The organism is Pantoea sp. V106_11, from assembly GCF_029967885.1.
Classification (GTDB): Bacteria; Pseudomonadota; Gammaproteobacteria; order Enterobacterales; family Enterobacteriaceae; genus Pantoea; species Pantoea ananatis.
On record NZ_JASCAK010000032.1, the window covers coordinates 55,851 to 81,718 of the forward strand.

Annotated in this window: 27 protein-coding genes; 15 read left to right on the forward strand and 12 right to left on the reverse strand. The window is 49.8% G+C overall.

Annotation, left to right across the window (positions count from 1 at the left end; genetic code table 11):
- Window positions 1-2: 2 nt before the first annotated feature.
- Window positions 3-1,199: a glycine C-acetyltransferase gene (kbl, locus tag QLG08_RS17065; protein ID WP_014594894.1), complete on the reverse strand. Its 1,197-nt coding sequence runs from the start codon at window positions 1,197-1,199 to the stop codon at window positions 3-5.
- 228 nt (window positions 1,200-1,427) lie between these two features.
- On the opposite strand from kbl, the gene rfaD reads away from it, so the two are divergent.
- From rfaD to rfaC, 3 genes are read left to right on the forward strand one after another with little or no spacing between them, the layout of a single operon-like run.
- Window positions 1,428-2,360 (forward strand): ADP-glyceromanno-heptose 6-epimerase, encoded by a 933-nt coding sequence (gene rfaD, locus QLG08_RS17070; RefSeq protein WP_078829334.1) that lies wholly within the window; start codon window positions 1,428-1,430, stop codon window positions 2,358-2,360.
- A gap of 17 nt (window positions 2,361-2,377) precedes the next feature.
- Window positions 2,378-3,436 (forward strand): ADP-heptose--LPS heptosyltransferase RfaF, encoded by a 1,059-nt coding sequence (gene rfaF / locus QLG08_RS17075; protein WP_014604755.1) that lies wholly within the window; start codon window positions 2,378-2,380, stop codon window positions 3,434-3,436.
- Complete coding sequence (gene rfaC, locus QLG08_RS17080) at window positions 3,424-4,392, forward strand: lipopolysaccharide heptosyltransferase RfaC (protein ID WP_078829335.1); 969 nt, start codon at window positions 3,424-3,426, stop codon at window positions 4,390-4,392. Before rfaF ends, rfaC begins: the two co-directional genes overlap by 13 nt.
- A 34-nt stretch (window positions 4,393-4,426) precedes the next feature.
- Here the strand turns inward: rfaC and QLG08_RS17085 are convergent, their stop codons facing one another.
- Genes QLG08_RS17085 through QLG08_RS17100 form a run of 4 tightly spaced genes read right to left on the reverse strand, consistent with a single transcriptional unit; the run spans window position 4,427 to window position 8,909 of the window.
- On the reverse strand, window positions 4,427-5,635 hold the full coding sequence (locus QLG08_RS17085; protein ID WP_078829336.1) for an O-antigen ligase family protein: 1,209 nt from the start codon (window positions 5,633-5,635) through the stop codon (window positions 4,427-4,429).
- Entirely contained in the window at window positions 5,632-6,801 is a 1,170-nt protein-coding gene (locus QLG08_RS17090) for a glycosyltransferase (RefSeq protein ID WP_078829337.1), read from the reverse strand. Before QLG08_RS17090 ends, QLG08_RS17085 begins: the two co-directional genes overlap by 4 nt.
- Window positions 6,802-6,837: 36 nt before the next feature.
- Window positions 6,838-7,950 (reverse strand): glycosyltransferase family 9 protein, encoded by a 1,113-nt coding sequence (locus QLG08_RS17095; RefSeq protein WP_078829338.1) that lies wholly within the window; start codon window positions 7,948-7,950, stop codon window positions 6,838-6,840.
- Window positions 7,950-8,909, reverse strand: a complete 960-nt coding sequence (locus QLG08_RS17100) for a polysaccharide deacetylase family protein (RefSeq protein WP_029569278.1) — start codon at window positions 8,907-8,909, stop codon at window positions 7,950-7,952. Before QLG08_RS17100 ends, QLG08_RS17095 begins: the two co-directional genes overlap by 1 nt.
- A gap of 163 nt (window positions 8,910-9,072) precedes the next feature.
- Here QLG08_RS17100 and QLG08_RS17105 point away from each other — a divergent pair, with 163 nt between their 5' ends.
- Both QLG08_RS17105 and galE read left to right on the forward strand, forming a co-directional pair.
- Window positions 9,073-10,194 (forward strand): glycosyltransferase, encoded by a 1,122-nt coding sequence (locus QLG08_RS17105; protein ID WP_014604749.1) that lies wholly within the window; start codon window positions 9,073-9,075, stop codon window positions 10,192-10,194.
- An 11-nt stretch (window positions 10,195-10,205) separates the two neighbouring features.
- Window positions 10,206-11,222 carry a UDP-glucose 4-epimerase GalE gene (galE, locus tag QLG08_RS17110; protein WP_014604748.1) on the forward strand — a complete coding sequence of 339 codons (1,017 nt, stop codon included), beginning with the start codon at window positions 10,206-10,208 and terminating at the stop codon, window positions 11,220-11,222.
- 33 nt (window positions 11,223-11,255) lie between these two features.
- Here galE and QLG08_RS17115 read toward each other — a convergent pair whose 3' ends face one another.
- On the reverse strand, window positions 11,256-12,275 hold the full coding sequence (locus QLG08_RS17115; protein ID WP_238493033.1) for a glycosyltransferase family 9 protein: 1,020 nt from the start codon (window positions 12,273-12,275) through the stop codon (window positions 11,256-11,258).
- Between the two features lie 176 nt (window positions 12,276-12,451).
- Between QLG08_RS17115 and QLG08_RS17120 the strand changes: the two genes are divergently transcribed.
- The 6 genes from QLG08_RS17120 (at window position 12,452) to coaD (ending at window position 18,340) form a co-directional block, all read left to right on the forward strand.
- Window positions 12,452-13,441, forward strand: coding sequence for a glycosyltransferase (locus QLG08_RS17120; RefSeq protein WP_257793780.1), 990 nt, complete (start codon window positions 12,452-12,454; stop codon window positions 13,439-13,441).
- A 73-nt stretch (window positions 13,442-13,514) separates the two neighbouring features.
- Window positions 13,515-14,591 carry a putative lipopolysaccharide heptosyltransferase III gene (rfaQ, locus tag QLG08_RS17125; protein ID WP_161611130.1) on the forward strand — a complete coding sequence of 359 codons (1,077 nt, stop codon included), beginning with the start codon at window positions 13,515-13,517 and terminating at the stop codon, window positions 14,589-14,591.
- Window positions 14,584-15,720: a glycosyltransferase family 4 protein gene (locus QLG08_RS17130; protein WP_013027733.1), complete on the forward strand. Its 1,137-nt coding sequence runs from the start codon at window positions 14,584-14,586 to the stop codon at window positions 15,718-15,720. The genes rfaQ and QLG08_RS17130 overlap by 8 nt, the downstream gene beginning before the upstream one ends.
- 90 nt (window positions 15,721-15,810) lie before the next feature.
- Window positions 15,811-17,085, forward strand: coding sequence for a lipid IV(A) 3-deoxy-D-manno-octulosonic acid transferase (gene waaA / locus QLG08_RS17135; protein WP_013027734.1), 1,275 nt, complete (start codon window positions 15,811-15,813; stop codon window positions 17,083-17,085).
- Entirely contained in the window at window positions 17,085-17,864 is a 780-nt protein-coding gene (locus tag QLG08_RS17140) for a glycosyltransferase family 2 protein (RefSeq protein ID WP_015699302.1), read from the forward strand. Before waaA ends, QLG08_RS17140 begins: the two co-directional genes overlap by 1 nt.
- On the forward strand, window positions 17,861-18,340 hold the full coding sequence (coaD, locus tag QLG08_RS17145) for a pantetheine-phosphate adenylyltransferase (protein ID WP_014604743.1): 480 nt from the start codon (window positions 17,861-17,863) through the stop codon (window positions 18,338-18,340). The genes QLG08_RS17140 and coaD overlap by 4 nt, the downstream gene beginning before the upstream one ends.
- Here the strand turns inward: coaD and mutM are convergent.
- The 4 genes from mutM to radC all read right to left on the reverse strand — a co-directional run bounded on the left by mutM (window position 18,337) and on the right by radC (window position 20,565).
- On the reverse strand, window positions 18,337-19,146 hold the full coding sequence (gene mutM, locus QLG08_RS17150; RefSeq protein ID WP_014604742.1) for a bifunctional DNA-formamidopyrimidine glycosylase/DNA-(apurinic or apyrimidinic site) lyase: 810 nt from the start codon (window positions 19,144-19,146) through the stop codon (window positions 18,337-18,339). The two genes, coaD and mutM, sit on opposite strands and share 4 nt — an antisense overlap.
- Window positions 19,147-19,215: 69 nt before the next feature.
- Entirely contained in the window at window positions 19,216-19,383 is a 168-nt protein-coding gene (rpmG, locus tag QLG08_RS17155) for a 50S ribosomal protein L33 (protein ID WP_001051798.1), read from the reverse strand.
- Window positions 19,384-19,403: 20 nt separating this feature from the next.
- The gene (gene rpmB / locus QLG08_RS17160; protein ID WP_006121249.1) at window positions 19,404-19,640 is read right to left on the reverse strand and encodes a 50S ribosomal protein L28; all 237 of its coding nucleotides are present in this window, start codon (window positions 19,638-19,640) and stop codon (window positions 19,404-19,406) included.
- Window positions 19,641-19,878: 238 nt separating this feature from the next.
- A complete protein-coding gene (gene radC / locus QLG08_RS17165; protein WP_013027738.1) occupies window positions 19,879-20,565 on the reverse strand; it encodes a DNA repair protein RadC in 687 nt (228 codons plus the stop codon).
- Between the two features lie 150 nt (window positions 20,566-20,715).
- Here radC and coaBC point away from each other — a divergent pair, with 150 nt between their 5' ends.
- The 3 genes from coaBC to slmA all read left to right on the forward strand — a co-directional run bounded on the left by coaBC (window position 20,716) and on the right by slmA (window position 23,089).
- Window positions 20,716-21,936 carry a bifunctional phosphopantothenoylcysteine decarboxylase/phosphopantothenate--cysteine ligase CoaBC gene (gene coaBC / locus QLG08_RS17170; RefSeq protein ID WP_014604740.1) on the forward strand — a complete coding sequence of 407 codons (1,221 nt, stop codon included), beginning with the start codon at window positions 20,716-20,718 and terminating at the stop codon, window positions 21,934-21,936.
- The gene (gene dut, locus QLG08_RS17175) at window positions 21,914-22,372 is read left to right on the forward strand and encodes a dUTP diphosphatase (RefSeq protein ID WP_014333008.1); all 459 of its coding nucleotides are present in this window, start codon (window positions 21,914-21,916) and stop codon (window positions 22,370-22,372) included. Before coaBC ends, dut begins: the two co-directional genes overlap by 23 nt.
- A gap of 120 nt (window positions 22,373-22,492) precedes the next feature.
- Window positions 22,493-23,089 carry a nucleoid occlusion factor SlmA gene (gene slmA, locus QLG08_RS17180; RefSeq protein WP_072137333.1) on the forward strand — a complete coding sequence of 199 codons (597 nt, stop codon included), beginning with the start codon at window positions 22,493-22,495 and terminating at the stop codon, window positions 23,087-23,089.
- A gap of 28 nt (window positions 23,090-23,117) precedes the next feature.
- On the opposite strand, the gene pyrE is transcribed toward slmA, so the two are convergent.
- Both pyrE and rph read right to left on the reverse strand, forming a co-directional pair.
- Window positions 23,118-23,759, reverse strand: coding sequence for an orotate phosphoribosyltransferase (pyrE, locus tag QLG08_RS17185; protein ID WP_013027742.1), 642 nt, complete (start codon window positions 23,757-23,759; stop codon window positions 23,118-23,120).
- A gap of 48 nt (window positions 23,760-23,807) precedes the next feature.
- On the reverse strand, window positions 23,808-24,524 hold the full coding sequence (gene rph, locus QLG08_RS17190; protein ID WP_013027743.1) for a ribonuclease PH: 717 nt from the start codon (window positions 24,522-24,524) through the stop codon (window positions 23,808-23,810).
- Window positions 24,525-24,677: 153 nt separating this feature from the next.
- On the opposite strand from rph, the gene QLG08_RS17195 reads away from it, so the two are divergent.
- Window positions 24,678-25,862 carry a nucleoside transporter C-terminal domain-containing protein gene (locus QLG08_RS17195; RefSeq protein ID WP_161611129.1) on the forward strand — a complete coding sequence of 395 codons (1,185 nt, stop codon included), beginning with the start codon at window positions 24,678-24,680 and terminating at the stop codon, window positions 25,860-25,862.
- The last annotated feature ends 6 nt before the right edge of the window (window positions 25,863-25,868 follow it).

Sequence of the window (25,868 nt, forward strand, 5' to 3'; positions counted from 1 at the left end):
CCTCAGGCAATGACGCCAAGTTGTTTACCAATGCGCGTGAAAGCTGCCACCGCCGTTTCGAGTTGCTGCTGGCTGTGCGCTGCTGAAATTTGGGTTCGGATGCGTGCCTGACCTTTTGGCACAACCGGATAGAAAAACCCGGTGACATAGATGCCTTCCTGTTGTAACAACTGAGCAAATTCCTGCGCGACGCTGGCTTCTCCCAGCATGACCGGAATGATGGCATGATCGGCGCCGGCCAGCGTAAAACCTGCCGATGTCATTTTTTCGCGGAAGAAACGTGCGTTGTCCCACAAGCGCTGACGCAAACCGTCGCCTTCGCTTAATAAATCCAGCACGCGAAGAGAAGCCGCAACAATTGCCGGTGCCAGCGAGTTAGAGAACAGATAAGGCCGTGAGCGCTGACGCAGCCATTCCACCACCTCTGCTTTGGCAGCAGTGTAACCGCCTGATGCGCCGCCCAGCGCCTTGCCCAAAGTGCCGGTGATAATGTCGACCCGGCCCATGACGTCGCAGTACTCATGCGTTCCGCGACCGGTACTTCCGACAAAGCCAACCGCATGGGAATCATCGACCATGACAAGTGCGGAATAGTCGTCTGCAAGATCGCAAATGGCGTTCAGATTGGCGATCACGCCGTCCATTGAGAACACGCCGTCCGTGGCAATCATAATGGTCTTCGCCCCGTTATCCCTGGCTTCCTTCAGGCGGTCGCGCAGTTGCGCCATATCATTGTTAGCGTAACGATAGCGCTGTGCTTTACACAGGCGTACACCATCAATAATCGATGCATGATTGAGTGCATCAGAGATGATGGCATCTTCCGCGCCCAGTAAGGTTTCAAACAGCCCGCCGTTGGCGTCAAAACAGGAGGAGTAAAGAATGGCGTCCTCCATTCCCAGAAAATCGGCGAGCTTTTTTTCCAGCTGTTTGTGTATATCCTGGGTACCGCAGATAAAACGCACGGATGCCATGCCAAAACCGTGCGAATCCATGCCCTCTTTGGCTGCCTGAATTAAGGCTGGGTGGTTGGCCAAACCCAGGTAGTTATTCGCGCAAAAGTTAATTACGGGACGATCAGGCCCGACCTCAATTTCTGCCTGTTGTGCGGAGGTAATAATACGTTCTTTTTTGAATAAACCTTCACGCTGGGCGGCGTCGAGTTGCTGCCGGATATGTTGGTAAAAATGCGCTGGCATTATCCTGCTCCTGATAAGGTGGAAATCTGGCAAATATTACTGAACATATCGCCTTTCTACGCTTAATCGACCAAAAGAATGTTAATTTTGCAGCATAGTTCACGCCATTCTGTTGGATGTGCAGGACCTTACAGAGTCATCTGGCTGTCTGGAGCGGGATGAAATGTTATGATGTAGGCATTACGTGTGAAATGTCCCGTTTCAACTCAAAACTTTAAAGGTAACAGTATGATTATCGTAACCGGCGGCGCAGGAATGATCGGCAGCAATATTGTCAAAACGCTGAACGATCGCGGTCACAACGACATTCTGGTCGTGGATAACCTTAAAGATGGCACCAAGTTCGTGAATCTGGCCGATCTGGATATCGCTGATTACATGGATAAAGAAGAATTCCTGACCTATATCATGTCAGGCGAAGATCTTGGTCCGATTGAAGCCGTTTTTCACGAAGGTGCCTGCTCAGCCACCACCGAGTGGGACGGTAAGTACATGATGGATAATAACTATCAGTACTCTAAAGATCTGCTGCACTTCTGTCTTGAGCGTGAAATTCCGTTCCTTTACGCTTCTTCTGCCGCCACCTATGGTGGACGCAATGAGAATTTCATTGAAGAGCGCCAGTACGAACAGCCACTGAATGTCTACGGCTATTCAAAAATGCTGTTCGACCACTACGTGCGTCAGATCCTGCCTGAAGCCTCCTCGCCGGTATGCGGCTTTCGCTACTTTAACGTTTACGGCCCGCGTGAAAGTCATAAAGGCAGCATGGCAAGCGTGGCGTTTCATTTAAACACGCAGATTAGCAATGATGAAAATCCAAAGCTGTTTGAAGGCAGCGACGGCTTTAAACGTGATTTTATTCATGTCGATGATGTGGTGTCGGTGAATCTGTGGTGCTGGGAGAATGGGATTTCCGGCATCTATAACTGCGGAACAGGCCGCGCCGAATCCTTCCAGGAAGTGGCAGATGCGGTGCTTAATTTTCACCAGAAAGGCCAGATTGAGTACATTCCTTTCCCTGACAAGCTGAAAGGCCGCTACCAGGCTTACACGCAGGCCGACCTGTCTAAATTACGCGCAGCGGGTTACGACAAACCGTTTAAGGCCGTGGCACAGGGCGTTTCTGAATATATGGTTTGGTTAAATCGCAACGTCTAAAGGAATAGATACCGGTAATGAAAATTCTGGTGATCGGCCCGTCGTGGGTCGGCGATATGATGATGTCGCAAAGTCTCTATCGTACCCTAAAGGCCGAACATCCTGACGCAGTGATTGATGTGATGGCACCTGCGTGGTGCCGTCCTTTACTTTCACGGATGCCTGAAGTGAATCAGGCGCTGGCGATGCCGCTGGGTCATGGCGCGTTAGCGCTTGGCGAGCGCCGTCGACTGGGCAAATCGCTCCAGGCCAGCCATTATGACCGCGCTTATGTTTTACCCAACTCTTTTAAATCAGCGCTGGTTCCCTTTTTTGCCGGGATCAAGCGCCGTATTGGCTGGCGCGGAGAAATGCGTTACGGCCTGTTAAACGATTGTCGGGTACTGGATAAAGCCGCGTTTCCGCTTATGGTTGAGCGCTATGTGGCTCTGGCTTATGACTCACCAGTCCGCTCAGCGCGGGAACTGCCGCAACCCCTGCTAACGCCTCAGCTACAGGTCAGTGAACAGGAAAAAAGTGAGACGTCCGCGCAGTTTCAGCTGACTCCCGAGCGGCCGACGATTGGTTTTTGTCCCGGTGCAGAGTTTGGGCCGGCAAAACGCTGGCCGCATTTTCACTATGCGACGCTTGCCCAGCAGTTAATCAGTGAGGGTTATCAGATTCTGCTGTTTGGCTCGGCAAAAGATCATTCCACCGGTGAAGAAATCCTGTCTTCGCTACCGGAAGCGAGCCGTGCGCATTGCCGCAATCTGGCTGGCGAAACGCAGCTGGAACAGGCTGTTATTCTGCTGGCTCAGTGCCACGCAGTGGTCAGTAATGATTCGGGCCTGATGCATATTGCCGCAGCGTTAAACCGACCGCTTGTCGCCTTATATGGTCCCAGCAGCCCTGACTTTACGCCGCCTCTGTCTGACCGGGCACGTATTCTCCGTTTAATTAGCGGCTATCATCGTGTACGCAAAGGCGATGCCGGGCAGGGCTATCACCAAAGTCTTATCGATATTCAGCCCGCACAGGTTCATGAAACATTGAGCACGTTGTTGCGCGAAGTCCAGGAGGGGACATGCACGTCCTGATCGTCAAAACCTCCTCAATGGGAGACGTACTGCATACGCTGCCAGCACTCACCGATGCCATGCATGCCCTGCCCGGAATACGCTTTGACTGGGTGGTGGAAGAAAATTTTGCACAAATCCCGACCTGGCATCCGGCAGTGGATAAGGTTCTGCCTGTCGCCATTCGACGCTGGCGCAAACACTGGTTTGGCAGCCTGCAGCGTGAAGAGCGCGTGCGTTTCAAGCGTGAGCTTCAGTCTCGTGACTACGACATCGTGATCGACGCTCAGGGGCTGATTAAGAGCGCCGCGCTTGTGACTCGTCTGGCTAAAGGCGTTAAGCACGGCCTGGACAATCGTAGTGCGAGAGAACCTTTCGCCAGTTGGTGGTATGACAAAAAGCACGAGATCAGCAAGCAACAACATGCAGTCGAGAGGACGCGTGAGCTGTTTGCTAAAAGTCTGGGTTACGATAAACCCCCGTCTCAGGGGGATTATGCAATTGCCGGCCATTTTCTGAAGCCCTTATCACAGCATGAGAGCCCTTATCTGGTATTTCTTCATGCCACTACCCGTGATAACAAGCACTGGCCAGAAGCTCACTGGCGAGAGTTGATTGAACGTGTCCGGCCAGCGGGCTTGCGTGTAAAGCTGCCATGGGGCGCTGAACATGAACATCAGCGTGCGCTGCGTCTGGCTGAAGGTTTTGAGCACGTAGAAGTCTTGCCTAAGCTTTCTCTTGAAGCCGTAGCACAGCAGTTGGCAGGCGCAGATGCCGTAGTGTCGGTAGATACAGGGCTGAGCCATCTGACCGCCGCACTAGACAGGCCCAATATCACGTTATATGGCCCCACCGATCCGGGTTTGATTGGGGGTTATGGGCAAAATCAGTTCGTACTCAAATCCACTGATAACAATCTTAACAGTATTACTCCAGAGAAGGTGTCAAACGCGCTCGGTCCGTTACTCGACAAATAAAAAACGAGCAGAGTCAATCTGCTCGTTTTGTCTTCTATGCCTGTCTTTTAATTAACAGATAGACAGGTACCCCCAGCATAAGCACTATTGCACAGCGTAAATCAATAAATAAAGTGTCAGTCAGGCCATAAATAAAATTAGGCGTTAAGAGCAAAATGACGCCGGCAATACTTTCATTATTTTTTATGAAAATATAGGCCAGTGAAAAAAAGAATGATGCCAGTAGCAAAGCGCCCCAAATACCCCTTAAGCTAAGGCTATCAATGAATTCATTATGCATATGAAAATCTATTGCACGTAATGCTTCAGGATTTTTATTTTCATATTGATCAATATAATTTTTAATCTCAATATAACGCTGATCTGCACTTTGACCCATTGGGTGTTTTGCAAAAGCATACAGTCCTGCTTTCCATAAACTAAATCTCGCACCAAGAGAAGTATTTCCATTATTGGCGTTATAATCTTTAATCTCACTTGATGTAGAGACAATTCTTTCGAAAGCATTGTAAAACGGCTTATGATTAATAAAAAAAGTGATCGCAATGATTGCAACCATCAGTAAGATAATGTTCCTGTTAATAAGTTTTGACTGAGCCAAAAAAACAAAAACCAATATTGGGTAGGTTAGTATAACAGACCGCGTCTCAGTAAGTAACAGCACATAAAACCCAAGAAGAATGACTAAGACATTCAATAAAAATGAAAACTTTGTTTTTAAAGTCGAAGTAACATATATAGCCGCAAAAGCCTGAATAGCATAGACATAGGCTACAGTAGTCGCAACAGTTTTGATTTCCAGTCGGACACCCGGGTTTTGGTAATGAATGAGAATCCCTTGCACGGAAACATATAAAAAACCTACAAGAATCAAAATCTTGGAAACCAAAAAACCATTCTTTGAGATATATTCTTTCTGTTGCGCAAGGTAGTAAATGATAACGCTCGCCATCAATATGCGAATCGCTACGTAATAATAGTTTTCATCAACTGAAAACATTACAATTGAATGGAAAAACTTAGCATGCAAGATAAGTCCTAAAGCGAGGAAGGCACTCGTCAGCGAAAAATAAAAGACGCTATCTGTCTTTAAATTCCGCCTGTTCAAAAAAATATCAAAAAATGATATTATGAATGCCATAAAAAGTGCATTGCGACAGACTGTTGACGCATTCAATGCAGTTGAAAAAGATACACAATTTAGTGCGAGTACTATTGCTGGCACTTTAAATTTTATCGTCATTTCATTTTTACCTGGGTAAGAAAATCTTCGATGTTCTTAATCATATCGTTTCTGTCAGACAGGATCATATTCCTTTGCTCAATCCCCTCCAGAAAACGCAAATAGTTTCCTTTTTGTAATATTCCTTCAATTGCATCTGCACCATCAAGATAAGAAACGATCATGGGTTTGGTAATTTTGTTATTTACAGGATCATATACAAACTTTCTTTCAACATCAGCAGGGTAGCCTGTCTGGCTAATATAGTCTTGTATGCTCAGCGTCGGTTTGATACCTATTCCGGTTACCTCATGTATATTCACTTCTGGTTGTCCGTCAACGACAGAATAAATACAGGGGACTTTATGCAACTGTGCATCAAGACAGGACAAACCAAAACTTTCTGCAACAGACAGACTCATATAGAGGTGAATAGAATCATAAAAATCACCTAAATCCTCCTGATAACCAAGGAAGCTGACATGTTTTTCTAGTCCTCTTTCTTTGACCAAAGCTCTCAAGTGCGTTTCTTCTGGCCCTTTTCCGGCAATCAAAAGACGGGCATTGATATCGCGTTTGAGTAGCTCAGCCACCATAAGCACAGAGACAGCAATCCCTTTTACACCAGCCAGTCGCGAAGCAGTCCCCAGAATTAACTCATGCTTTGACGGAGGTGTTTTGAGCCTCATATTGGCTTTAGGGACAGGTAATGTATTGGGAATAATTTTTACAGGCACACTTATCGATAATCGCATCTGCATCATCGCTTTCGATGCTTTGCTGGGAGCAATAGCGGCATCAATGTAATTTATAAATTCACGCGTGCGTTGATTATTATCGAATACCCATGACGAACCATGGTCATAATAAACGGTTTTAACGTCACGCGGCTTACCTGATAAGCGAGGTATAAGATCCCATACCACCAACACATCCGCTCCTTCTCTTTCAATTCGTTTTTTAAGGACAACTGGTCTTAAAAAAGGAGGGAATTTTATTTTAGCAAAAGGGAAAATCTTATTTACAAATTGAATGTCATGACCGACCAAAGATTGCTTGATGCTCGGGTCTACATTGTTACTTATGCAAAATATTTTATTTTGTAAATTGCTCTCGCTAATAAATTGCAAAAAGATTTTTTCAGCCCCACCCATTTTATCCAGGTTGATAATATGAATCACCTTCATAACATTATTCCCTACTATTTATTGCGTTCGATGTTGTCATAAAGGCTTTAAGACATCGAAATAATCTTCAAATGTATCTATAACCTGCTCTACAGAAATGGACTTCATCGCACCATCACCTAATGTCTCGGCCTTCAGGGCAGACTGGACGCCCAGGATGGCATGGTGGATATTCAGATCTTGATAAGGCCCACTAAACACAGGCTGAGCCGTCGCAAACAGACTGAGCGTTGGTACTTTCAGTGCGATCGCGACGTGAAAAGGTCCAGTATCGCCGGTCAGTAAAGCATCAAACTGATTTATTGTTTCAACAAGTTGTGGCAGTGAAGTTTTACCAATCGTATTGACCACACGATGATGCAATTGAGGGCTCAGTTGTGCCATAAACTGCTGTCCTAAAACCACTTCTCCCGGACCACCGATTAAAACAATATCAAGATCTTCATTATGGGAGAGTGCGCGTTTAGCCACAGCGGCGAAAGAGTCGATGGGCCAGCAACGTTCAGGGGAAGATGCACCTAACTGAAAGCCTAATTTTTTTCTCTCTCGTGTCGTGAAACATTTTGGCGGCAAATGAGGCAACCGCATTTCAACGGCTGAAGTATCACACCCCAGTGGCGCAATAAGCTCCAGTTTGCGCTGTATAAGATGCCCTTTATAACCCACGGTATAGTTAGTCAACCAGCGATCAATTAGAGATTCATCATCATGATAGTTATCGCGGAAGATATAACTGGCACCAGCTAAAACAGCACTCGTATAGTCATAGGGCGCATGTGAATGAAGAATCACGGCCAATTCTGGACGGCCCTTTTTCTGAAGCGCTTTTACAAGGGCAGGCACCTGTTTAACTTTGCTATTCCAGTAGACGACGTCATCCCAGTCGTTTCCACCCGTTAAAAAATCACGAAATTTAGGATGTGCTACAAGTGTGATCCAGGCATCGGGAAAACGTTGCCGCAGGGCTCCTATCGCTGGTGTATTCATCATGAAATCTCCCAGCGCTGTCGTAGAATAAATGACAATATTTTTGAAGTCGTTTGGTTGATTATCTGATAAAAATTCAGCTCTGGAGCCTACCATGCCGTTACGTCGGGTAACTGTGCGTAAATAAAGATTTATTAATTCAAATTTCCAGCGCTTACGCATTATTCACCCTTAAACGTTGCATAATAATCCGCCAAGGTCATACCTGTCGTTTGATGCTGTAGCCAGCTAAATAATTGCTCTAAATCAGCATAAAGTTGTTCAATATCTTTTTCATTTTTGAACGTGGGGCTCCCCCCTGGCATGAACTCTGAAGAATGGAGCATAAACTCAACATAGTCTGCGCCTTCGGCGATAGACTGATTGACGACTTTTTTCATCTGTTCGAGATTGCCACCTACTGGCCTTAACCAGTTCACGGATGAAACAGGATGCTTGCCACGCAGCTTTTTCACGCCCATTTTGATGCTGTTGATAACAGGCGAATATTTATATTGAATGCTCATAGGAACCTCGAGCAATGTCGATTGGCCACTTTTAGCAATGTCATCAGGATCAATAAGATAAGCACGACGTGGAAAGTTAACGTAGTCACTTCCCCCCTTCCCGGCTGGGTTGCCCACCGAGCTGCTCCAGTTAACACGAGGTGTTACTGAGCAATCAACCTGATAACCGAATTCCGTCAACAAACTGGCATAATATTCGTTAAATGCCCAGCGCCCGGCGCGATGGCTGAGCATTTTAGTTTGAAAGGTATCCTCAAGAAGCTGAGTCATGTACTTAACTTTCTCCCTGATGACTGCATGAGGATATTCGATTAAGTATGGCTTATGCCGCCAGTCGTCGCCGGTGAGGTCATGCAGAGGTGGACTATTCCACGCATGGAGATGCATCCCAACTTCACCCTGGCCACGCGCAATAACATCCTTTGCAAATTCAACGTAGACAGGATCGACGGCCATTTCATAGTTAGTCAACCAGGTAGGTTTAAAGCCATATTTCTCGCATAAAGACTGAAATCGCGGCAGGAAAATCGCATTTCGTGTAGTGATGCTGTCATGATTCTCCCAAAGATTATCGCCTTCAGTATCGATAGTAATGAGAAATGCAAGTCTTGACATAATGGCTTTAATCCCAAAAAAATGAATAGCTATGTTACGCACCAGACCTCATCTGCGCAAATTCATTTAGTTACCATGAATTATAAAAACTTTAATCATAGCAATGACATAGATACTAGATTAAGATTTTGATAACAATTTTAGGACTCGGGCAGGCATTATCATGACAAGACATATTCTTTTTATCATTGATGGCTTACCGGGTGGTGGCGCTGAAAACGTGACGTTAACCCTGGCTGAGGGCATCGCGCATCGCGGTTATCCGGTCACACTGATATCGCTTAGTAAGAAACTAGACTACACCATTCCCGGCAATATTGACTACCGAGTGTGTCACGATAATGGTACAGGTCCGCTTCGCAAGTTAACTGAACTCTCACGCCGGGCACGCCAGCTTGATGACAGGCTTGAACTACTTTTTGCTGAAAAAGGGCCACCCGCGCTTGTCATTTCAAGCTTGCATAAAACCGATCGTATTGTTGTCAGGTCTCGCCTGTTACAGGAATGTAATGTCTGGCACTGTATCCATGGTATTTTTTCCCGTTCGTACCTTGGTAATAAAAATGCGTTTTCTCGTTATTTAAAAAAATACAAAATTCAACGCACCTATCACCAACGCAATATTGTGACGGTTTCTGAAGCCGTAGGGGAGGACATGATCAATAATGTGGGCGTCAGGCCTGCCAAGAGGTTGACCATTTATAACCCTTTTGATTTTGATAAAATCAAACAACGTTCGATGGGACACAATCCCTTTGCAGGTGAAAACTACATTCTGCATATTGGCCGTCTTCATCAGGTTAAGCGACAGGACCGTCTTCTTGAAGCATTTGCTATGGCTGACATTCCCACCAAACTCATTATCCTCGGTCAGGGAGAGAAGTCGGTTACGGAACAACTTAACGCGCTTATTGTCAGACTTAACCTGCAGGATAAGGTGGTGTTGGGCGGGTTTATGTCCAATCCTATACCCGTACTAAAAGATGCGCGTTTATTTGTGTTGAGTTCGGACAGTGAGGGCTTGCCTACAGTATTGATCGAATCACTGGTTTGTGAGACACCTGTTGTCAGCACCGCTTGTCCTGGAGGGGTGAAAGAAATCATGGTGGGTGAACTGGCCAGCTATCAGTCTGCACTTGATGCCTCTTCATTAGCCACTAAAATCCGCCATGGCTGGCAGTCTCCGCCTGACATTACGCCTGCAATGTATGCTAAATTTGACATCAATCTTATCATCGAACGTTATCTCAGCCTGATGGCCGATAAAAATAGCGACTCGAAATAACAAGGAACGATATGGCTATCCTGGTTACCGGCGGCGCCGGTTATATCGGTTCACATACTGTGCTGACCCTTCTGGAGGCAGGTCACGAAGTTGTCGTCATAGACAATCTTTGCAATGCATCTTCAGAGTCAATTAATCGTGTGGAAGCCCTTAGTGGTAAATCGCTGGCTTTTTATCAAGCCGATGTACGCGATGTAGATCAGGTCAGAGCCATTTTTTCTCGTCATGCTATCTCATCGGTTATTCACTTTGCCGCGCTAAAGTCCGTTGGTGAGTCGGTGTGTAAACCGCTGGAATACTACGACAATAATTTAAAAAGCACGATGGTTCTTGTGGCGGAAATGCGCCGGGCGGGCGTCAATAATTTAATATTCAGCTCATCTGCCACCGTTTACGGCCAACCAGAATGTATACCTTTGCGAGAGGATGCACGCATCGGTGGCACGACTAATCCGTATGGCACAACTAAATTAATGATTGAACAGATATTGCAGGATTACTCGCGAGCCTGTCCCGATTTCTCTGTGATTATTTTGCGTTATTTTAATCCGGTGGGGGCACATCCATCCGGTATGATCGGCGAAAATCCCAATGGTGTTCCGGCAAATCTCGTACCTTATCTTACGCAGGTCGCCGTCGGTAAGCTGGAAAAATTATTGATCTACGGCAATGATTACCCCACCAAAGACGGAACCGGAGTCCGGGACTATATTCACGTAATGGATGTTGCTGAAGGCCACCTCAAAGCACTCGATGCGGTTAACTGCCGACAAGGTGTAAGCATATACAATCTCGGCACCGGTATCGGCTATTCTGTTCAGGATATCCTGCGTGCGTTTGAAAAGGTTATCGGGCGACCAGTACCACATGAGATTGTTTCCAGACGAGACGGCGATATTGGTGAGTGTTGGTCAGATCCTTCCCTGGCAAAACAACAGCTTGGCTGGCAGGCAAGGCGCAATCTGGACGATATGGTAAAAGATGCCTGGCGCTGGCAATTAAGTCACCCTGAGGGGTTTAAATCCTGAGCTGGACAAAACATGTTATCCAGCCGTTTTTCGTTAGATGGACTCAAGTCGTTGCCAGGCCAGCCAGGCCTGGTCGACACTGATATCCGTGCTCTCCCCAGAGTCAGTCTGAAGAATTTCATGTTTTCCTGACCATGGGTGCCAAAGTGCAGCATCCGTATCGCCGAAAAACACCACCTGCTTTTTATGCAGTGCTGCTGCGATGTGCATTTGTCCACCATCACTGCACAGTATTTGTTTACAACAGTTAAAGCCTGCCATAAGTTCACGAATCGTTGCTGTTGGATATGCAGCAACGCGTTCTGAATTTACTTTAGTTAACAATGCCTCTACGCGAGCCTGATCGCCAGGATCGTTGGGATCCAGCGTTCCCTGAGGTGACCAAAAAATTAAAATGTGTGCATCCGATTCATCTAACAATTTTTCGATCAATTGCGCATAGCTTTCCAACGACCAGCGACGCTTGGCCGAACGACTACTAATGTGAATGCCATAAAAACTTTGTCCCCGAGGAAAAAAAACCTTGATACGTTGTTCTGCTTCTTTTTTTTCTGTATTCGTTAAATAAATTCGCACATCAGGAACGACAAGACGTAACGACGTCAATGCGGTGAGATAACTAAACGTTTGTTCAACCTGATGCTGGCCTGAAAAATCGCCCTTGTCGAAACATTTTGTCAGACCATCGCCTTTTTCACCTGCGCCAATGATATGTTGTGCGCCCGCCATACGCGCGAGGCGAAGGCTGTATTTACAGGGAACCGGATTAGCCAGTACCGCCGCATCAAACTTCGTTTTACGTAAAGCCCAAAAGATTTTTAAACGGTGCCAGTAAACGCCCACTGCGCTTTCATTCTTACTGCGATGTTTGGCTTTTTTATAGACATGCAGCGCGTCAATATGCGGGTTATGCAGCACCACATCCTGCGCCACTTTATTTACCAACAGCGTCAGTTTAGCTTCAGGAAAGGCTGTCTTTATGCCTTCCAGTAACGGTGTGGTACAAACCATATCACCAATGTTGTCGCGCCTGATGACGAGGATATTTTTCATACAATACTCGGTTTAGGGATACCTGTCCTGGCTGTAAAGCACCCGGCATTGAGAGTGGCGAAAAAATAAATTTCTGCTACACAGACTATTTGACCCGTAATGCAAAAAAAGTTCTGAGCGCTTGAGTAATAATTTTGTTAAAAATTTGCTCCATTTTCATTTGAACTCATAATGCTGTGTCACAGAATTTGCCTTTATTATCAATAATCACACCAATGTTTAACGCTGGTGCCATGTTTGAGACGTTTATTCAGTCTTTGCTGGCTCAGACGCTGACATCCCTTGAAATCATCCTCGTCGATGATGGCTCCACTGACGGCTCGGGTGAGAAGGCAGACGGCTATGCACAGTGCTACCCCCACATTCAGGTCATCCACCAGCCCAACGGTGGCGTCTCGCGTGCGCGCAATGCCGGGCTGGCTGTTGCATCCGGTAAGTACGTAACCTTTCCAGACGCTGATGACACCATGAAGCCAGAGATGTATCAGATACTGGTCGATATGGCAGAGGCAGACGTTCTCGATGTGGCGCAATGCAATGCCGAATGGTTTTTCCAGGCTAGCAATGAAACCCAGCCGTTGATACCGCCTGAACGACTCTCAAGTACATCCGTCCTTAGCGGCCCTGAGTGGCTTAACAAGGCGCTGAAGACTCATCGCTATAAACATGTTGTCTGGCTCGGTATTTACCGACGCGAACTGATTGAAAAACTGAAGCTAAATTTTGAACCCGGCCTGCATCATCAGGATATTCCGTGGACCACAGAGTTCATGCTGAATGTAAAACGCGCGCGCTATACCGATAAACAGCTGTATCGCTACTATCTGCACGATGCTTCAATCAGCAACCGCAAGCGAACCGGCCTGCGTAACGTTGAATATCAGCGTCACTATCTGAAAATTGCGCAAATGCTGGAGTCAATTAACAGCCGCTATCGCCATAAGGTAAAAATTTATCCGGCCTTTCACTATCAGATTACTTACGAAGCCCTGAGCGTCTGTCACAGTATCCGACGCGAACCGGACGAATCAGCGCGACAGGCGATGATTGCCGATATCTTCGCGACCCAGACACACACGCGTATGCTGCGTAATGCGCGCGGTGTAAAACAGTGGTATCACCTGCTGCTATGGCTGGGTCGAATTTATTACTGGCGCAGGAAATAAGCGGCGTCACTTGCTTTAACCTCAAAAGGGTTTGCCCTACAATCGGCTCACTGAATTCTGAGAGCATTTGAGTATGACAAGCCCGATTCCAGTCCAGTTTGCACCCAAAAAAATTCTGTTAATCAAACTACGCCATCACGGCGACATGCTGCTGACTACGCCTGTCATCAATGCTTTGCATCAGCATTATCCGCAGGCCAGCATTGATGTCCTGCTCTACAAAGAAACCCGGCCCATGCTGGAAGCACATCCTTCTGTCCGTCATCTGCACATCATCGATCGAAACTGGAAAAAGGAAGGTGGCTGGCAGACGTTTCGCCATGAAGTCGCACTGGTCTCAGCGGTGCGAGCCTGTCATTACGATTTGGTGATTAACCTTGCCGATCAGTGGCGCAGTGCCATTCTCACCGGACTGTCTGGTGCGCCGGTACGCATTGGATTCGCGTTTAAAAAGCGTGATAACGCCTTCTGGCGCGGGTGCCACAATCATTTGGTTACCACAGAAAATCATGAGCGCTTACATACGGTTGAACAGAATCTTTCCGCTCTGTCACCGCTGCAGATTTCAGCCAACGGTGCCAGAGCCTCGATGCACTTCAGCCCGGACGATGCGTTAAAAGTGCAGAATATGCTGCTTCAGCAGCAGGTGAAGCCCCCTTATATCGTGCTGCAGCCTACCTCTCGCTGGCAGTTCAAATGCTGGGAGGAAGACAAGGTTGCAGCCACTATCGACCAGCTGGCTCAAGCCGACCGAAAAGTCATCCTGACAGCAGGACCGGATGATAGTGAGCTGGCGATGGTTGAGCAGATTCTGGCGCAGTGCCAGTCTCCGCATGTTATCTCGCTGGCAGGCAAACTCTCTCTGCCACAACTGGCTGCACTTATTGCTCGCGCTCAGCTCTTTATCGGCGTTGACTCAGCCCCGATGCACATGGCCGCCGCGCTCGACACGCCCTGCATTGCGCTTTTCGGCCCGACAAAACTGCAGCACTGGCGCCCCTGGGGTGACAACAATCGGGTCATCTGGGCTGGTGACTATGGCCCCCTTCCTTCTCCGGATTCCATTGATACTCGTACCGAACAACGTTACTTGTCCGTTATCCCGGTTGAGGACGTCGTTACCGCAGCAAGGAGCTATCTAAATGAGTAAGTTACGCCTGGCGATTGTCCGGCAGAAATACCGCCCTGATGGCGGGGCCGAACGCTTTATTTCACGCGCGCTGGAAGCCCTGGGTAGCGAAAAACTGGATCTCAATATCATCACCCGAAGCTGGGAAGGAAAGCCCAACCCGGACTGGCACCTGCATATCTGCAATCCAGGGAAACTGGGACGGGTTTCACGTGAACGCGGTTTTGCCCACGCGGCGCGGGCCTGCTGGGAACGTGAAAAGTTCGATATTGTTCAAAGCCATGAGCGTATCGCTGGTTGTGACATCTTTCGGGCAGGCGATGGCGTTCATCGTGTCTGGCTTGAACAACGGGCACGTATTGTTTCGCCCCTGCAGCGTCTTAGCGCCAGCCTCAGCCCATATCATCGCTATGTTCTGCAGGCAGAAGCCGATATGTTTAACTCCCCAGCACTGAAAGCGGTGATATGTAATTCTGAGATGGTAAAAAAAGACATCCTGCGCTGCTTCGCACTGCAGGCTGACAAAATACATGTCATTCACAACGCCATTGATTCAACGCGCTTTCAACCTGCGACAGAGGCCGCCCGCCATGCGGTTCGGACACAGCTGAACCTGCCCGCTAACGCGACTGTTCTGATCTATGTGGGTTCGGGATTTGAACGTAAGGGCCTCAAAGCCGCCATTGAAGCGCTGGCCAAAAGTAACCGCTATCTGATCGTGGTCGGCCAGGACAAACAGGCAAAACGTTATCAGCAGTTAGCCAGTCAGCTTCACTGCAGTGAGCGGCTTCGTTTTGTCGGCGTACAGCAGGATGTGCAGCCCTATTACCATGCTGCTGATGGATTGCTTCTGCCCACCCTTTACGATCCTTTTCCCAACGTGGTGCTGGAAGCCATGGCCTGCGGGTTGCCGGTGATCACCAGCACCGGGTGTGGCGGCGCTGAATTTATTCGCGAAGGTCAGGAAGGGTTTGTTCGTGATGCGCTGGATGTAAAAGGACTCAATCAGGCCATTAATGCCCTTTCTGCTTTAACCGTTGACGGCAGAATGGGCGAAGCAGCAAGACGCAGGATTGAACCTTACACGCCGCAAAACCTGGCACATTCATTGAACAGGCTCTATCAGCAGGTCCTGAGTCGCCACGCATGATGTGGGATGAGTGATTATGCTGTTTCTGATAAGATGCTGTATTCTGACTTTAATCTGCTTTTTTGACGCCAACGTGTCATAACGGTAACTATGACGACCATTTACACCGCATTGCTTTATCTCATTCAGCCACTTATTTGGCTGCGCCTGTGGCTGCGCGGTCGTAAAGCTCCTGCCTACCGTAAACGTTGGGCAGAGCGTTATGGCTATTGCGCCGGAAAAGTGAAGCCTGAAGGCATCGTTTTACACTCGGTTTCCGTGGGCGAAACCCTGGCGGCAGTGCCGTTGGTGCGCGCGCTACGTCATCGCTATCCAACGCTACCTATCACCGTCACCACCATGACGCCAACCGGTTCTGAACGTGCTCTGTCTGCTTTTGGCAAAGATGTGCATCATGTTTATTTGCCTTACGATCTCCCCAACGCCATCAATCGCTTTCTTGATACGGTCAATCCACGCCTGGTGATCATTATGGAAACCGAGCTGTGGCCTAACATCATTCGTATCCTGCACCAGCGCCATATTCCCTTGGTGATTGCTAATGCCCGACTTTCGGAACGATCGGCTAAAGGCTATCGCAAGCTTGGCAAGTTCATGCGTAATCTCTTACAAAGTATCACGCTGATCGCCGCACAAAACGCCGAGGACGGTGAGCGGTTTGTGCAACTCGGTCTGAAGCGCTCGCATCTGTCGGTTACCGGCAGCCTGAAGTTTGATATTTCTGTTACGCCCGAGCTGGCCGCAAGAGCAGTAACGCTACGCCGGCAATGGGCGCCCCGTCGCCCTGTCTGGATTGCCACCAGCACTCATGAGGGTGAAGAAGCTATCCTGCTGGATACGCACCGTCGCTTATTACAAACCTTTCCGGATTTGCTGCTGATTCTGGTGCCGCGTCACCCGGAGCGTTTTAACGATGCCCGAGAGCTGACGCAGAAGCGCAACTTCAGTTTTACCCTGCGCAGCAGCGGTGAAATCCCATCCGGCTCAACGCAGGTTGTGATTGGCGACTCGATGGGTGAACTGATGTTGCTGTATGGCATTGCCGATCTGGCCTTTGTTGGCGGCAGCCTGGTTGAGCGCGGTGGTCATAACCCGCTCGAACCCGCCGCTCATGCTATTCCTGTGCTTATGGGCCCCCATACCTGGAACTTCAAAGATATTTGTAGCAAGCTGCAACAGGCACAGGGGCTGATTACCGTTACTGATGTCGCATCGCTGGTAAAAGAGGTGACGAACCTGCTGCAGGACGATGATTATCGTCGCTACTACGGACGCCATGCCGTAGAAGTGCTGCATCAAAACCAGGGCGCCCTTCAGCGTTTGCTGCAGTTACTTGAACCACACCTGCCGCCACGAGCCCATTAATGACATCCACTCGCCAACGCCTTTCAGTCGTGATGATTGCCAAAAATGAAGCAGAGCTGCTGCCTGACTGTCTTGCATCAGTGAGCTGGGCCGATGAGATTATCGTGCTGGATTCTGGCAGCACGGACGACACTATGGCGCTGGCCCGGGCAGCAGGTGCGCAGGTTTTTCAGGCGACGGAATGGCAGGGCTACGGCAAACAGCGCCAGCGGGCGCAGAGTTTTGCCAGTTGCGACATGATTTTGATGATCGACGCCGATGAGCGAGTCACGCCAGAGTTACGTCAGGCCATTGAACGGGTGCTCGAGGCGCCGCCAGGCGACACCGTTTACAGCTTCAGCCGCAGTAATCTTTTTTTGGGGCGATTCATGCGCCACAGCGGCTGGTACCCTGATCGAGTGATGCGTCTTTACCCACGTACGTTAAGCTATAACGATAACAGCGTGCATGAGTCACTCAACACCGAAGGCGCCTCCGTGCAGGCCCTCAAAGGCGATTTACAACACCTGACCTGTCGTAACCTGATGGCTTTCCAGCGTAAGCAGCTGGCCTATGCGGAGGCCTGGGCACAGGAACGATTTCAGCGCGGAAAAACCTGCAGCCTGTTTTCGGTCTTCAGTCATGCGCTCGGCGCCTTCGCGAAAACGCTGCTGCTGCGTGCCGGCTTTCTTGATGGTAAACAGGGTTGGCTGCTGGCGGTCGTCAATGCCCAGTACACCTTCAACAAATATGCAGCGCTATGGGCGCTGACACATGCTTCGGCGAAAGGGCGCACATGACCACGAAAGCTATTTATCCAGGCACCTTCGATCCCATCACATTAGGCCACATCGATATTGTGACGCGTGCAGCGCAGATGTTTGACCGGCTGGTCGTAGCCATTGCCGCCAGCCCGAGCAAAAAGCCCTTATTCACGCTTGATGAAAGAGTTGCGCTGGCGCGTCAGGCGACCGCGCATCTGGCGAACGTTGAGGTGACAGGTTTCAGCGATCTGATGGCGAACTTTGCCCGCACTCAGCAGGCAAACATTCTGGTGCGCGGATTACGTGCCGTGTCGGATTTTGAATATGAGACACAGCTGGCGCGTATGAACCGGCATTTGCTGCCGACGCTGGAAAGCGTGTTTTTGATGCCATCGGAAAACTTTTCTTTTATCTCTTCTACCCTGGTGAAAGAAGTGGCGCGGCACGGCGGAGACGTCTCGGCCTTCCTGCCCGCGCCTGTCCACCAGGCTCTGCTGGCAAAACTGCCTTAGTGTTGACAGTTGGGGCACCAGTAAGTGCTGCGTTGCCCATGCTTGCCACTGACAATCGGTGTGCCACATGCTCTGCAGGGCTCTCCCGCGCGACCATAAACCTGTAGCTCTTGTGCAAAATAGCCCGGTTTGCCATCACTTTGTAAAAAGTCGCGTAATGTTGTTCCGCCCTGCTCGATTGAGCGCAACAGTACCGCTTTGATGGTATTCGCTAATATCGCCGCATCTTCATGGGAAAGGCTCATTGCGGGTCGATCAGGAATGATCCCTGCCGTAAACAGTGACTCACTCGCATAGATGTTACCCACGCCAACGACAATTTTATTGTCCATTAGCCACTGCTTAATCACCGTTCGCTTTCCGCGGGATTTTTCAAACAGATAGTCACCACTGAACGCTTCACTCAGCGGCTCTGGGCCGAGGTGTGCCAGTACGCTACTGCCGGCCAGGTCGCTGCTCCACAGCCAGGCGCCAAAACGCCGGGGATCGGTATAGCGCAGGACTTTACCGTTGCTCATGACCAGGTCGACATGATCGTGTTTGGCTGCGGGCAACTCTTCTGAAAGGACACGTAAACTGCCTGACATACCCAGGTGGATAATAATCCAGCCGTGCGGCAATTCGAGTAAAAGGTATTTGGCACGACGTTGAACGCTCAGCACAGGCTGATCGCTTAACGCCAGGATTTCTTGTGACACTGGCCAACGCAAACGCGCGTTGCGCACGACTGCGTGAAGAATTGTCTCACCAACCAGATGTGGCTCAATGCCGCGTCGGCTGGTTTCTACCTCTGGCAACTCTGGCATAACCTCTCCCCTGCGCATTACACAAACAAAAAACCCGGCCTGAGCCGGGTTTTTTGCAGAAAACCAAAATTACTTAATTTTGGCTTCTTTGTAGATCACATGCTGACGTACAACCGGATCGAACTTTTTCAGTTCAAGTTTCTCTGGTTTAGTACGTTTGTTCTTCGTGGTGGTATAGAAGTGACCTGTACCAGCAGAGGAAACCAGCTTGATCTTCTCACGAATACCTTTAGCCATGATTCAGTTCCTTAGTACTCTTAGTACTTCTCACCACGGGCACGCATGTCGGCTAACACCGTATCAATGCCCTTTTTATCAATAATACGCATACCTTTTACAGATACACGCAGAGTAACGAAGCGCTTCTCGCTCTCAACCCAAAAACGGTGTGAGTGCAGGTTCGGAAGGAAACGGCGTTTCGTCGCGTTCATTGCGTGGGAACGGTTGTTACCGGTCACCGGACGCTTTCCAGTTACCTGGCAGACTCGTGACATGTCTATTCTCCAAAAATCAAATCAGCTCGAGCTTTAAAAATTAGGTTTTGGCCGCCTCGTCAGGCTTACAGCCCGCCAGGCGAGTTCCATGGAACCCGCTAAGCTGGCCTAACCGCCAAACCCGAGATTCTCAAAGGTGGCGTAGTATACGCCGCTCGGCCCAAGTGCTCAAGTCCCGAACAGATAAAGATCCCGAATGATCGTGTAAAAATCCGCCACCTGGACCAGATTTTCAGGCTCAGAGCCATCCCCGCTCGGTAAATGAGACCGATTCACCCCGTCCAATCACTAAATGATCGAGCACGCGAATATTGACCAGCCGACAAGCTTCGCAGATTTTAACGGTAATGTCGCGGTCAGCCTGACTCGGCTCGGCTCTTCCTGACGGATGATTGTGTGCGATGATTAACGCTGCGGCGTTAATTTTAAGCGCCTCGCGCACAATTTCGCGCGGATGCACTTCCACACTGTTAATCGAGCCTGAGAACATTTGCCGGGCGGTTATCACCCTGTGTTGATTATCCAGAAACATCACGATGAAAATCTCACGTTCCTGCTCTGCTAACAGCGTTTGCAGATACTGGCGTGTCGCAAGCGGGCTGTCGAGGGTATTTTCACGGGCCAACTGGCTGGCGAAAAACCGTTTAGCCAGCTCAGCAACGGCACGTAGCTGAATTAGCTTAATTTCCCCCGCCCCTTTGATTCCTTTGAAATCCTCCGCACTGGCGTTCACGATGTTGTAAAGCGACCCCAGCTCTTGCAACATCTGCTGCGCCAGCTTCATCACCGGTACGCCTCTTGAACCCGTACGTAAAAAGATGGCCAGCAGTTCTGCATCGCTTAATGCATCTGCGCCCAGTCGCTTGAGTTTTTCCCGTGGTAGAAAATGATTCATTGCTGCTCTCCCTGTCGCCCCCTGTATCATCCTCTGGCAGTTAACACGCGACCAGTGAGCAAATGTGATTCTTCGGCACTTCTCGCAAACGCAGCCTTTGAACAGGTGACGGCAAGGTTTTGTGATAAAATTCGCCCATTCCGCCGTGGCTGTACGGCAACTGAAAACGAGGTCAACTGCATGATGGGATTAGCCGGTAAAAAAGTGCTTTTAGGCGTAAGCGGTGGCATCGCAGCCTATAAAACCCCCGAGCTGGTGCGCCGTCTGCGCGATCGCGGTGCCGATGTGCGCGTGATGATGACCCATGCAGCAAAAGCGTTTATTACGCCCCTCAGCCTCCAGGCCGTATCGGGCTACCCGGTAATGGACGATCTGCTCGACCCGGCAGCCGAGGCCGCCATGGGCCATATTGAGCTGGCCAAATGGGCCGATCTGATTCTGCTGGCACCCGCATCCGCGGATTTAATCGCGCGCGTGACAGCCGGTATGGCGAACGATTTAGTGACAACCGCCGTGTTGGCTACCGCGTCGCCTGTCGCGATTGTGCCGGCGATGAATCAACAGATGTACCGCGCCGCCATCACGCAAACGAACCTGACGACGCTCCAGGCGCGCGGCGTATTCATCTGGGGGCCTGACAGCGGCAGCCAGGCATGCGGCGATGTCGGGCCGGGCCGCATGCTCGACCCACTGGCTATCGTTGACCATGCGGTTCAGTGGGCCAGCCCCGTCAACGATCTGCAACATCTCAACATTATGATTACCGCCGGCCCGACTCGTGAAGCCCTCGATCCCGTGCGCTATATCAGCAACCACAGCTCAGGAAAAATGGGTTTTGCCATTGCGGCCGCGGCCGCCAGACGCGGTGCCAGCGTCACACTGATTAGTGGCCCGGTTAGCTTAGCAACGCCCGTGGGCGTTAAGCGGGTGGATGTAACGTCGGCACGGGAGATGCAGTCTGCGGTGATGGATGAGATAAATAAACAACATATTTTCATTGCAAGCGCAGCCGTGGCAGACTACCGGGCAGCCGACATTGCGGATGAGAAAATCAAGAAACAGGATGACGATGATAATGTCACCCTGCAGCTCATTAAAAATCCCGATATCGTCGCGGGCGTTGCCGCATTAACGCAGGGCCGGCCTTTTGTGGTTGGATTTGCGGCTGAAACCCAGAATGTGGAAGAATACGCCCGAAAAAAACGCGCGCGTAAAAAGCTGGACCTGATCTGTGCTAACGACGTGTCGAAAGCTGGACAAGGGTTCAATAGCGACACCAATGCTCTTCACCTTTTTTGGCAGGAAGGAGAAAAGACCTTACCGCTCAGCGATAAGTCACTCCTTGGTCAACTTTTAATAGACGAGATTGTCAGCCGTTATGATGAAAAAAATAGACGTTAAAATTCTGGATGCGCGCGTCGGCAAAGATTTTCCATTGCCGACCTATGCGACACCGGGTTCCGCTGGGTTAGATCTTCGTGCCTGTATTGATGACGTGATGGAAATCGCCCCCGGGACTACAACATTAATCCCTACCGGCCTGGCTATCCATATTGCCGATCCGAGCCTTGCCGCTGTCATCCTCCCACGCTCAGGACTGGGCCATAAACATGGCATCGTACTGGGTAACCTGGTGGGGCTTATTGATGCCGATTATCAGGGTCAACTGATGGTATCGGTATGGAATCGGGGTCAGGAAAGCTTTACGCTACAGCCGGGCGACCGCATGGCCCAGCTGGTTTTTGTTCCTGTCGTTCAGGCCGAATTCAATCTGGTAGAAGAGTTTGATGCCAGCTTGCGCGGTGAAGGCGGCTTCGGTCACTCAGGTCGTCAGTAACCAGCACTACCTATTTTCACTTACGCTCATCATTTTATTTCTCATCGCCATAGGTGTTTATCTTGTGGCTGATGCGTAGGTGTTGCCTGTTTATGGTGAAATTCAGGGGTTTTTAAGGGCATGGCAGAAAAAAAAGTCGTAAAGCGGAATCGTCGCGAAGAGATTTTGCAGGCGCTGGCGCAGATGCTTGAGTCCAGCGATGGCAGCCAACGAATCACTACCGCGAAGCTCGCGGCCAACGTCGGTGTTTCGGAAGCGGCGCTGTATCGTCATTTTCCCAGCAAAACACGGATGTTTGACAGCCTGATCGAATTTATTGAAGACAGTCTGATTACCCGCATCAATCTCATTCTTAAAGATGAAAAAGAAACAATGGCGCGCCTGCGTCTTATTGTGCAGCTGATTCTGGGGTTTGGTGAGCGTAATCCGGGGTTGACACGTATTTTAACGGGTCACGCGCTGATGTTTGAACAGGATCGTTTACAAGGGCGCATTAACCAGCTGTTTGAGCGCATTGAAGTCCAGCTACGTCAGGTGATGCGTGAGCGGAAAATGCGAGAGGGTGAAGGCTTTCAAACCGATGAAGCATTATTAGCCAGTCAGCTAATGGCTCTGTGTGAAGGATTACTGTCGCGTTACGTTCGCTCGGAGTTCCGCTTTAGTCCCACCGCTGACTTTGACACCCGCTGGCCGCTGATTGCGGCACAGCTGGTGTAACAGGCAGGCGGGCAGCGCCCGCCTGTAATCAGACGCCGTACGCTTTTTGATACGCACGCACCTGCGCTAAATGATCGGCCATATGCGTTTTTTCAGCCAGATAGTCGATCAGGTCGTTGAGCGTGATAATGGCGGTAACCTTGCAGGAATAGTCACGTTCCACTTCCTGAATAGCGGAAAGCTCCCCCCGGCCACGCTCCTGACGATCCAGTGAAATCATGACGCCAGCCAGACTCGCATCATGGGCATTAATGATATCCATCGACTCGCGGATTGCCGTGCCTGCCGTGATAACGTCATCGACCAACATAACTTTACCCTGTAGCGGGCTTCCCACCAGCAGACCGCCCTCACCGTGATCTTTCGCCTCTTTACGGTTAAAGCAGTAAGGCACATCCCGGTCATGATGATCGGCTAAGGCAACCGCTGTCGTGGTCGCAATAGGAATCCCTTTATAAGCGGGCCCGAACAGCAAATCGAAATCCACGCCGCTGTCCACTAACGCCTGCGCATAGAAACGCCCCAGCAGCGCTAAGTCTCGCCCGCTGTTAAACAGACCGGCATTAAAGAAATAGGGACTTTTACGACCAGATTTTAACGTAAACTCACCAAATTTAAGCACCTGCTTATTCAGTGCGAATTCAATAAACTGCCGCTGCCAGGCTTTCATGTCTTACTCCTCAGATAAAAAAAGGCGACTCTGCGGTCGCCTGTTACTTTATTTTTCCAACGCTGCTTTTTGCGCCTGAATTAACTCTTCGATGCCGCCGCGGGCCAGCGCCAGCAGTGCCAGCAACTCTTCATGGCTGAAAGGTTCGCCTTCCGCCGTGCCCTGCACCTCGATCATACGGCCGTCTTCCATCATCACGACGTTCATATCGGTTTCAGCAGCGGAGTCTTCAACATATTCAAGGTCACACAGGGCTTCACCGTTAACGATGCCCACAGATACCGCCGCGACCATCCCTTTCATCGGGTTCGCTTTGAGCTTACCGCTGGCAACCAGTTTGTTTAGTGCATCCGCCAGTGCCACGCAGGCGCCGGTGATAGATGCGGTACGGGTGCCACCATCAGCCTGGATGACGTCGCAATCAAGCGTAATGGTATATTCACCCAGCACTTTAAGATCGACGGCTGCGCGGAGTGAACGGGCGATCAGACGCTGAATTTCCAGCGTGCGGCCGCCCTGTTTGCCTTTCGCGGCTTCACGTGCCATGCGGCTATGCGTTGAACGCGGCAACATGCCATATTCGGCAGTGACCCAGCCCTGTCCCTGTCCTTTGAGGAAGCGCGGAACACCTTCATCCACCGTGGCAGTGCAGAGCACTTTGGTTTCACCGAATTCCACCAGAACGGAACCTTCTGCGTGTTTAGTGTAATTGCGGGTCAATGTGACTGGACGCACCTGATGTGCGCTACGGCCTGCTGGACGCATGGTTATCTCCGGCTTGCAAATGATTGGCTGCGTATTATACGGACTTCCTGGCCCGCTGTCTCTTGCAGTGGGCTGTAAGGCTCAGGATGAAATTCATGTGGGAGTATGGCTAAATGCCCTACCTTTTGCCGCATTTTACGAACAGATTAAACTATGGCCGCTATTTTACATTTCCTGCTGGCGCTGGTGGTGATTTTCGCCCTTGCGCTGTTGGTCAGTCATGACCGTAAACACATTCGTCCGCGCTATATCATTCAGCTCATTATCGTTGAAGCCGCGCTGGGCTGGTTTTTCCTTCATTCTGCCAGTGGACTGGCGCTCGTGGGAGCGGTGGGCAGCTTCTTTGAAACATTACTGGGTTTTGCTGCACAAGGCACAGAGTTTGTTTTTGGCGGCATGAGTCAGCAGGGCCTGGCCTTTATCTTTCTTGGCGTACTTTGCCCGATTGTTTTTATTTCCGCTCTGATTGGTATTTTGCAGCACTGGCGCATTCTGCCGTTGCTAATCCGCCTGGTGGGAACTGTCCTGTCTAAAATCAACGGCATGGGAAAGCTGGAATCGTTTAATGCGGTCAGTACGCTGGTACTGGGTCAGTCTGAAAACTTCATCGCATATAAAGGTATTCTGGCGGATATCCCGCCGAAGCGCCTTTACACCATGGCGGCAACCGCTATGTCTACCGTCTCGCTTTCCATTATCGGTGCATACATGTCGATGATTGAGGCTCGCTATGTCGTGGCGGCGCTACTGCTCAATATGTTCAGCACCTTTATCATTCTATCGATTATTAATCCCGGTAAGGAAAGCGAGGAACAGCCTGTAGCCCTGGATAAGTTGCATGAGGAGCAGAGTTTCTTCGAAATGCTGGGAGAGTACATCCTGGCGGGCTTTAAAGTGGCGATGATCATTCTGGCAATGCTGATCGGTTTTATTGCGCTGATCGCGGCCGTCAATGCGCTGTTCGCAGCGCTATTTGGCTACAGTTTCCAGCAGCTCCTGGGCTATGTTTTTTACCCTTTTGCCTGGTTAATCGGCATCCCCGCCGTCGACGCCCTTCAGGCTGGGAGCATTATGGCCACTAAACTGGTGGCCAATGAATTCGTCGCCATGATCGAACTGAAGAAAGTGGCGGCAGGCATGACGCCGCGTGGATTAGGCATCCTGTCGGTATTCCTGGTCTCGTTTGCTAACTTTGCGTCGATTGGTATTGTGGCAGGCGCGATTAAGGGGCTGAACGAACAACAGGGGAACGTCGTCTCGCGATTTGGCTGGAAACTGGTATATGGTTCGACCCTGGTAAGCCTGCTTTCGGCTGCATTCGCCGGACTGTTTATCTGATCATCT

Bases quoted from the DNA above. Each gene is read 5' to 3' on its own strand.
- pyrE (WP_013027742.1), bottom strand. From the start codon at position 23,759: ATGAAAGCCTGGCAGCGGCAGTTTATTGAATTCGCACTGAATAAGCAG.
- QLG08_RS17130 (WP_013027733.1), top strand. From the start codon at position 14,584: ATGAGTAAGTTACGCCTGGCGATTGTCCGGCAGAAATACCGCCCTGAT.
- galE (WP_014604748.1), top strand. From the start codon at position 10,206: ATGGCTATCCTGGTTACCGGCGGCGCCGGTTATATCGGTTCACATACT.
- QLG08_RS17085 (WP_078829336.1), bottom strand. From the start codon at position 5,635: ATGACGATAAAATTTAAAGTGCCAGCAATAGTACTCGCACTAAATTGT.
- dut (WP_014333008.1), top strand. From the start codon at position 21,914: ATGATGAAAAAAATAGACGTTAAAATTCTGGATGCGCGCGTCGGCAAA.
- QLG08_RS17195 (WP_161611129.1), top strand. From the start codon at position 24,678: ATGGCCGCTATTTTACATTTCCTGCTGGCGCTGGTGGTGATTTTCGCC.
- coaD (WP_014604743.1), top strand. From the start codon at position 17,861: ATGACCACGAAAGCTATTTATCCAGGCACCTTCGATCCCATCACATTA.
- QLG08_RS17090 (WP_078829337.1), bottom strand. From the start codon at position 6,801: ATGAAGGTGATTCATATTATCAACCTGGATAAAATGGGTGGGGCTGAA.
- rpmG (WP_001051798.1), bottom strand. From the start codon at position 19,383: ATGGCTAAAGGTATTCGTGAGAAGATCAAGCTGGTTTCCTCTGCTGGT.
- QLG08_RS17100 (WP_029569278.1), bottom strand. From the start codon at position 8,909: ATGTCAAGACTTGCATTTCTCATTACTATCGATACTGAAGGCGATAAT.
- rfaF (WP_014604755.1), top strand. From the start codon at position 2,378: ATGAAAATTCTGGTGATCGGCCCGTCGTGGGTCGGCGATATGATGATG.
- rfaC (WP_078829335.1), top strand. From the start codon at position 3,424: ATGCACGTCCTGATCGTCAAAACCTCCTCAATGGGAGACGTACTGCAT.
- coaBC (WP_014604740.1), top strand. From the start codon at position 20,716: ATGATGGGATTAGCCGGTAAAAAAGTGCTTTTAGGCGTAAGCGGTGGC.
- mutM (WP_014604742.1), bottom strand. From the start codon at position 19,146: ATGCCAGAGTTGCCAGAGGTAGAAACCAGCCGACGCGGCATTGAGCCA.
- QLG08_RS17115 (WP_238493033.1), bottom strand. From the start codon at position 12,275: ATGAAAAATATCCTCGTCATCAGGCGCGACAACATTGGTGATATGGTT.
- radC (WP_013027738.1), bottom strand. From the start codon at position 20,565: ATGATACAGGGGGCGACAGGGAGAGCAGCAATGAATCATTTTCTACCA.
- QLG08_RS17140 (WP_015699302.1), top strand. From the start codon at position 17,085: ATGACATCCACTCGCCAACGCCTTTCAGTCGTGATGATTGCCAAAAAT.
- rfaD (WP_078829334.1), top strand. From the start codon at position 1,428: ATGATTATCGTAACCGGCGGCGCAGGAATGATCGGCAGCAATATTGTC.
- rfaQ (WP_161611130.1), top strand. From the start codon at position 13,515: ATGACAAGCCCGATTCCAGTCCAGTTTGCACCCAAAAAAATTCTGTTA.
- rph (WP_013027743.1), bottom strand. From the start codon at position 24,524: ATGCGTCCAGCAGGCCGTAGCGCACATCAGGTGCGTCCAGTCACATTG.
- rpmB (WP_006121249.1), bottom strand. From the start codon at position 19,640: ATGTCACGAGTCTGCCAGGTAACTGGAAAGCGTCCGGTGACCGGTAAC.
- QLG08_RS17105 (WP_014604749.1), top strand. From the start codon at position 9,073: ATGACAAGACATATTCTTTTTATCATTGATGGCTTACCGGGTGGTGGC.
- slmA (WP_072137333.1), top strand. From the start codon at position 22,493: ATGGCAGAAAAAAAAGTCGTAAAGCGGAATCGTCGCGAAGAGATTTTG.
- kbl (WP_014594894.1), bottom strand. From the start codon at position 1,199: ATGCCAGCGCATTTTTACCAACATATCCGGCAGCAACTCGACGCCGCC.
- waaA (WP_013027734.1), top strand. From the start codon at position 15,811: ATGACGACCATTTACACCGCATTGCTTTATCTCATTCAGCCACTTATT.
- QLG08_RS17095 (WP_078829338.1), bottom strand. From the start codon at position 7,950: ATGCGTAAGCGCTGGAAATTTGAATTAATAAATCTTTATTTACGCACA.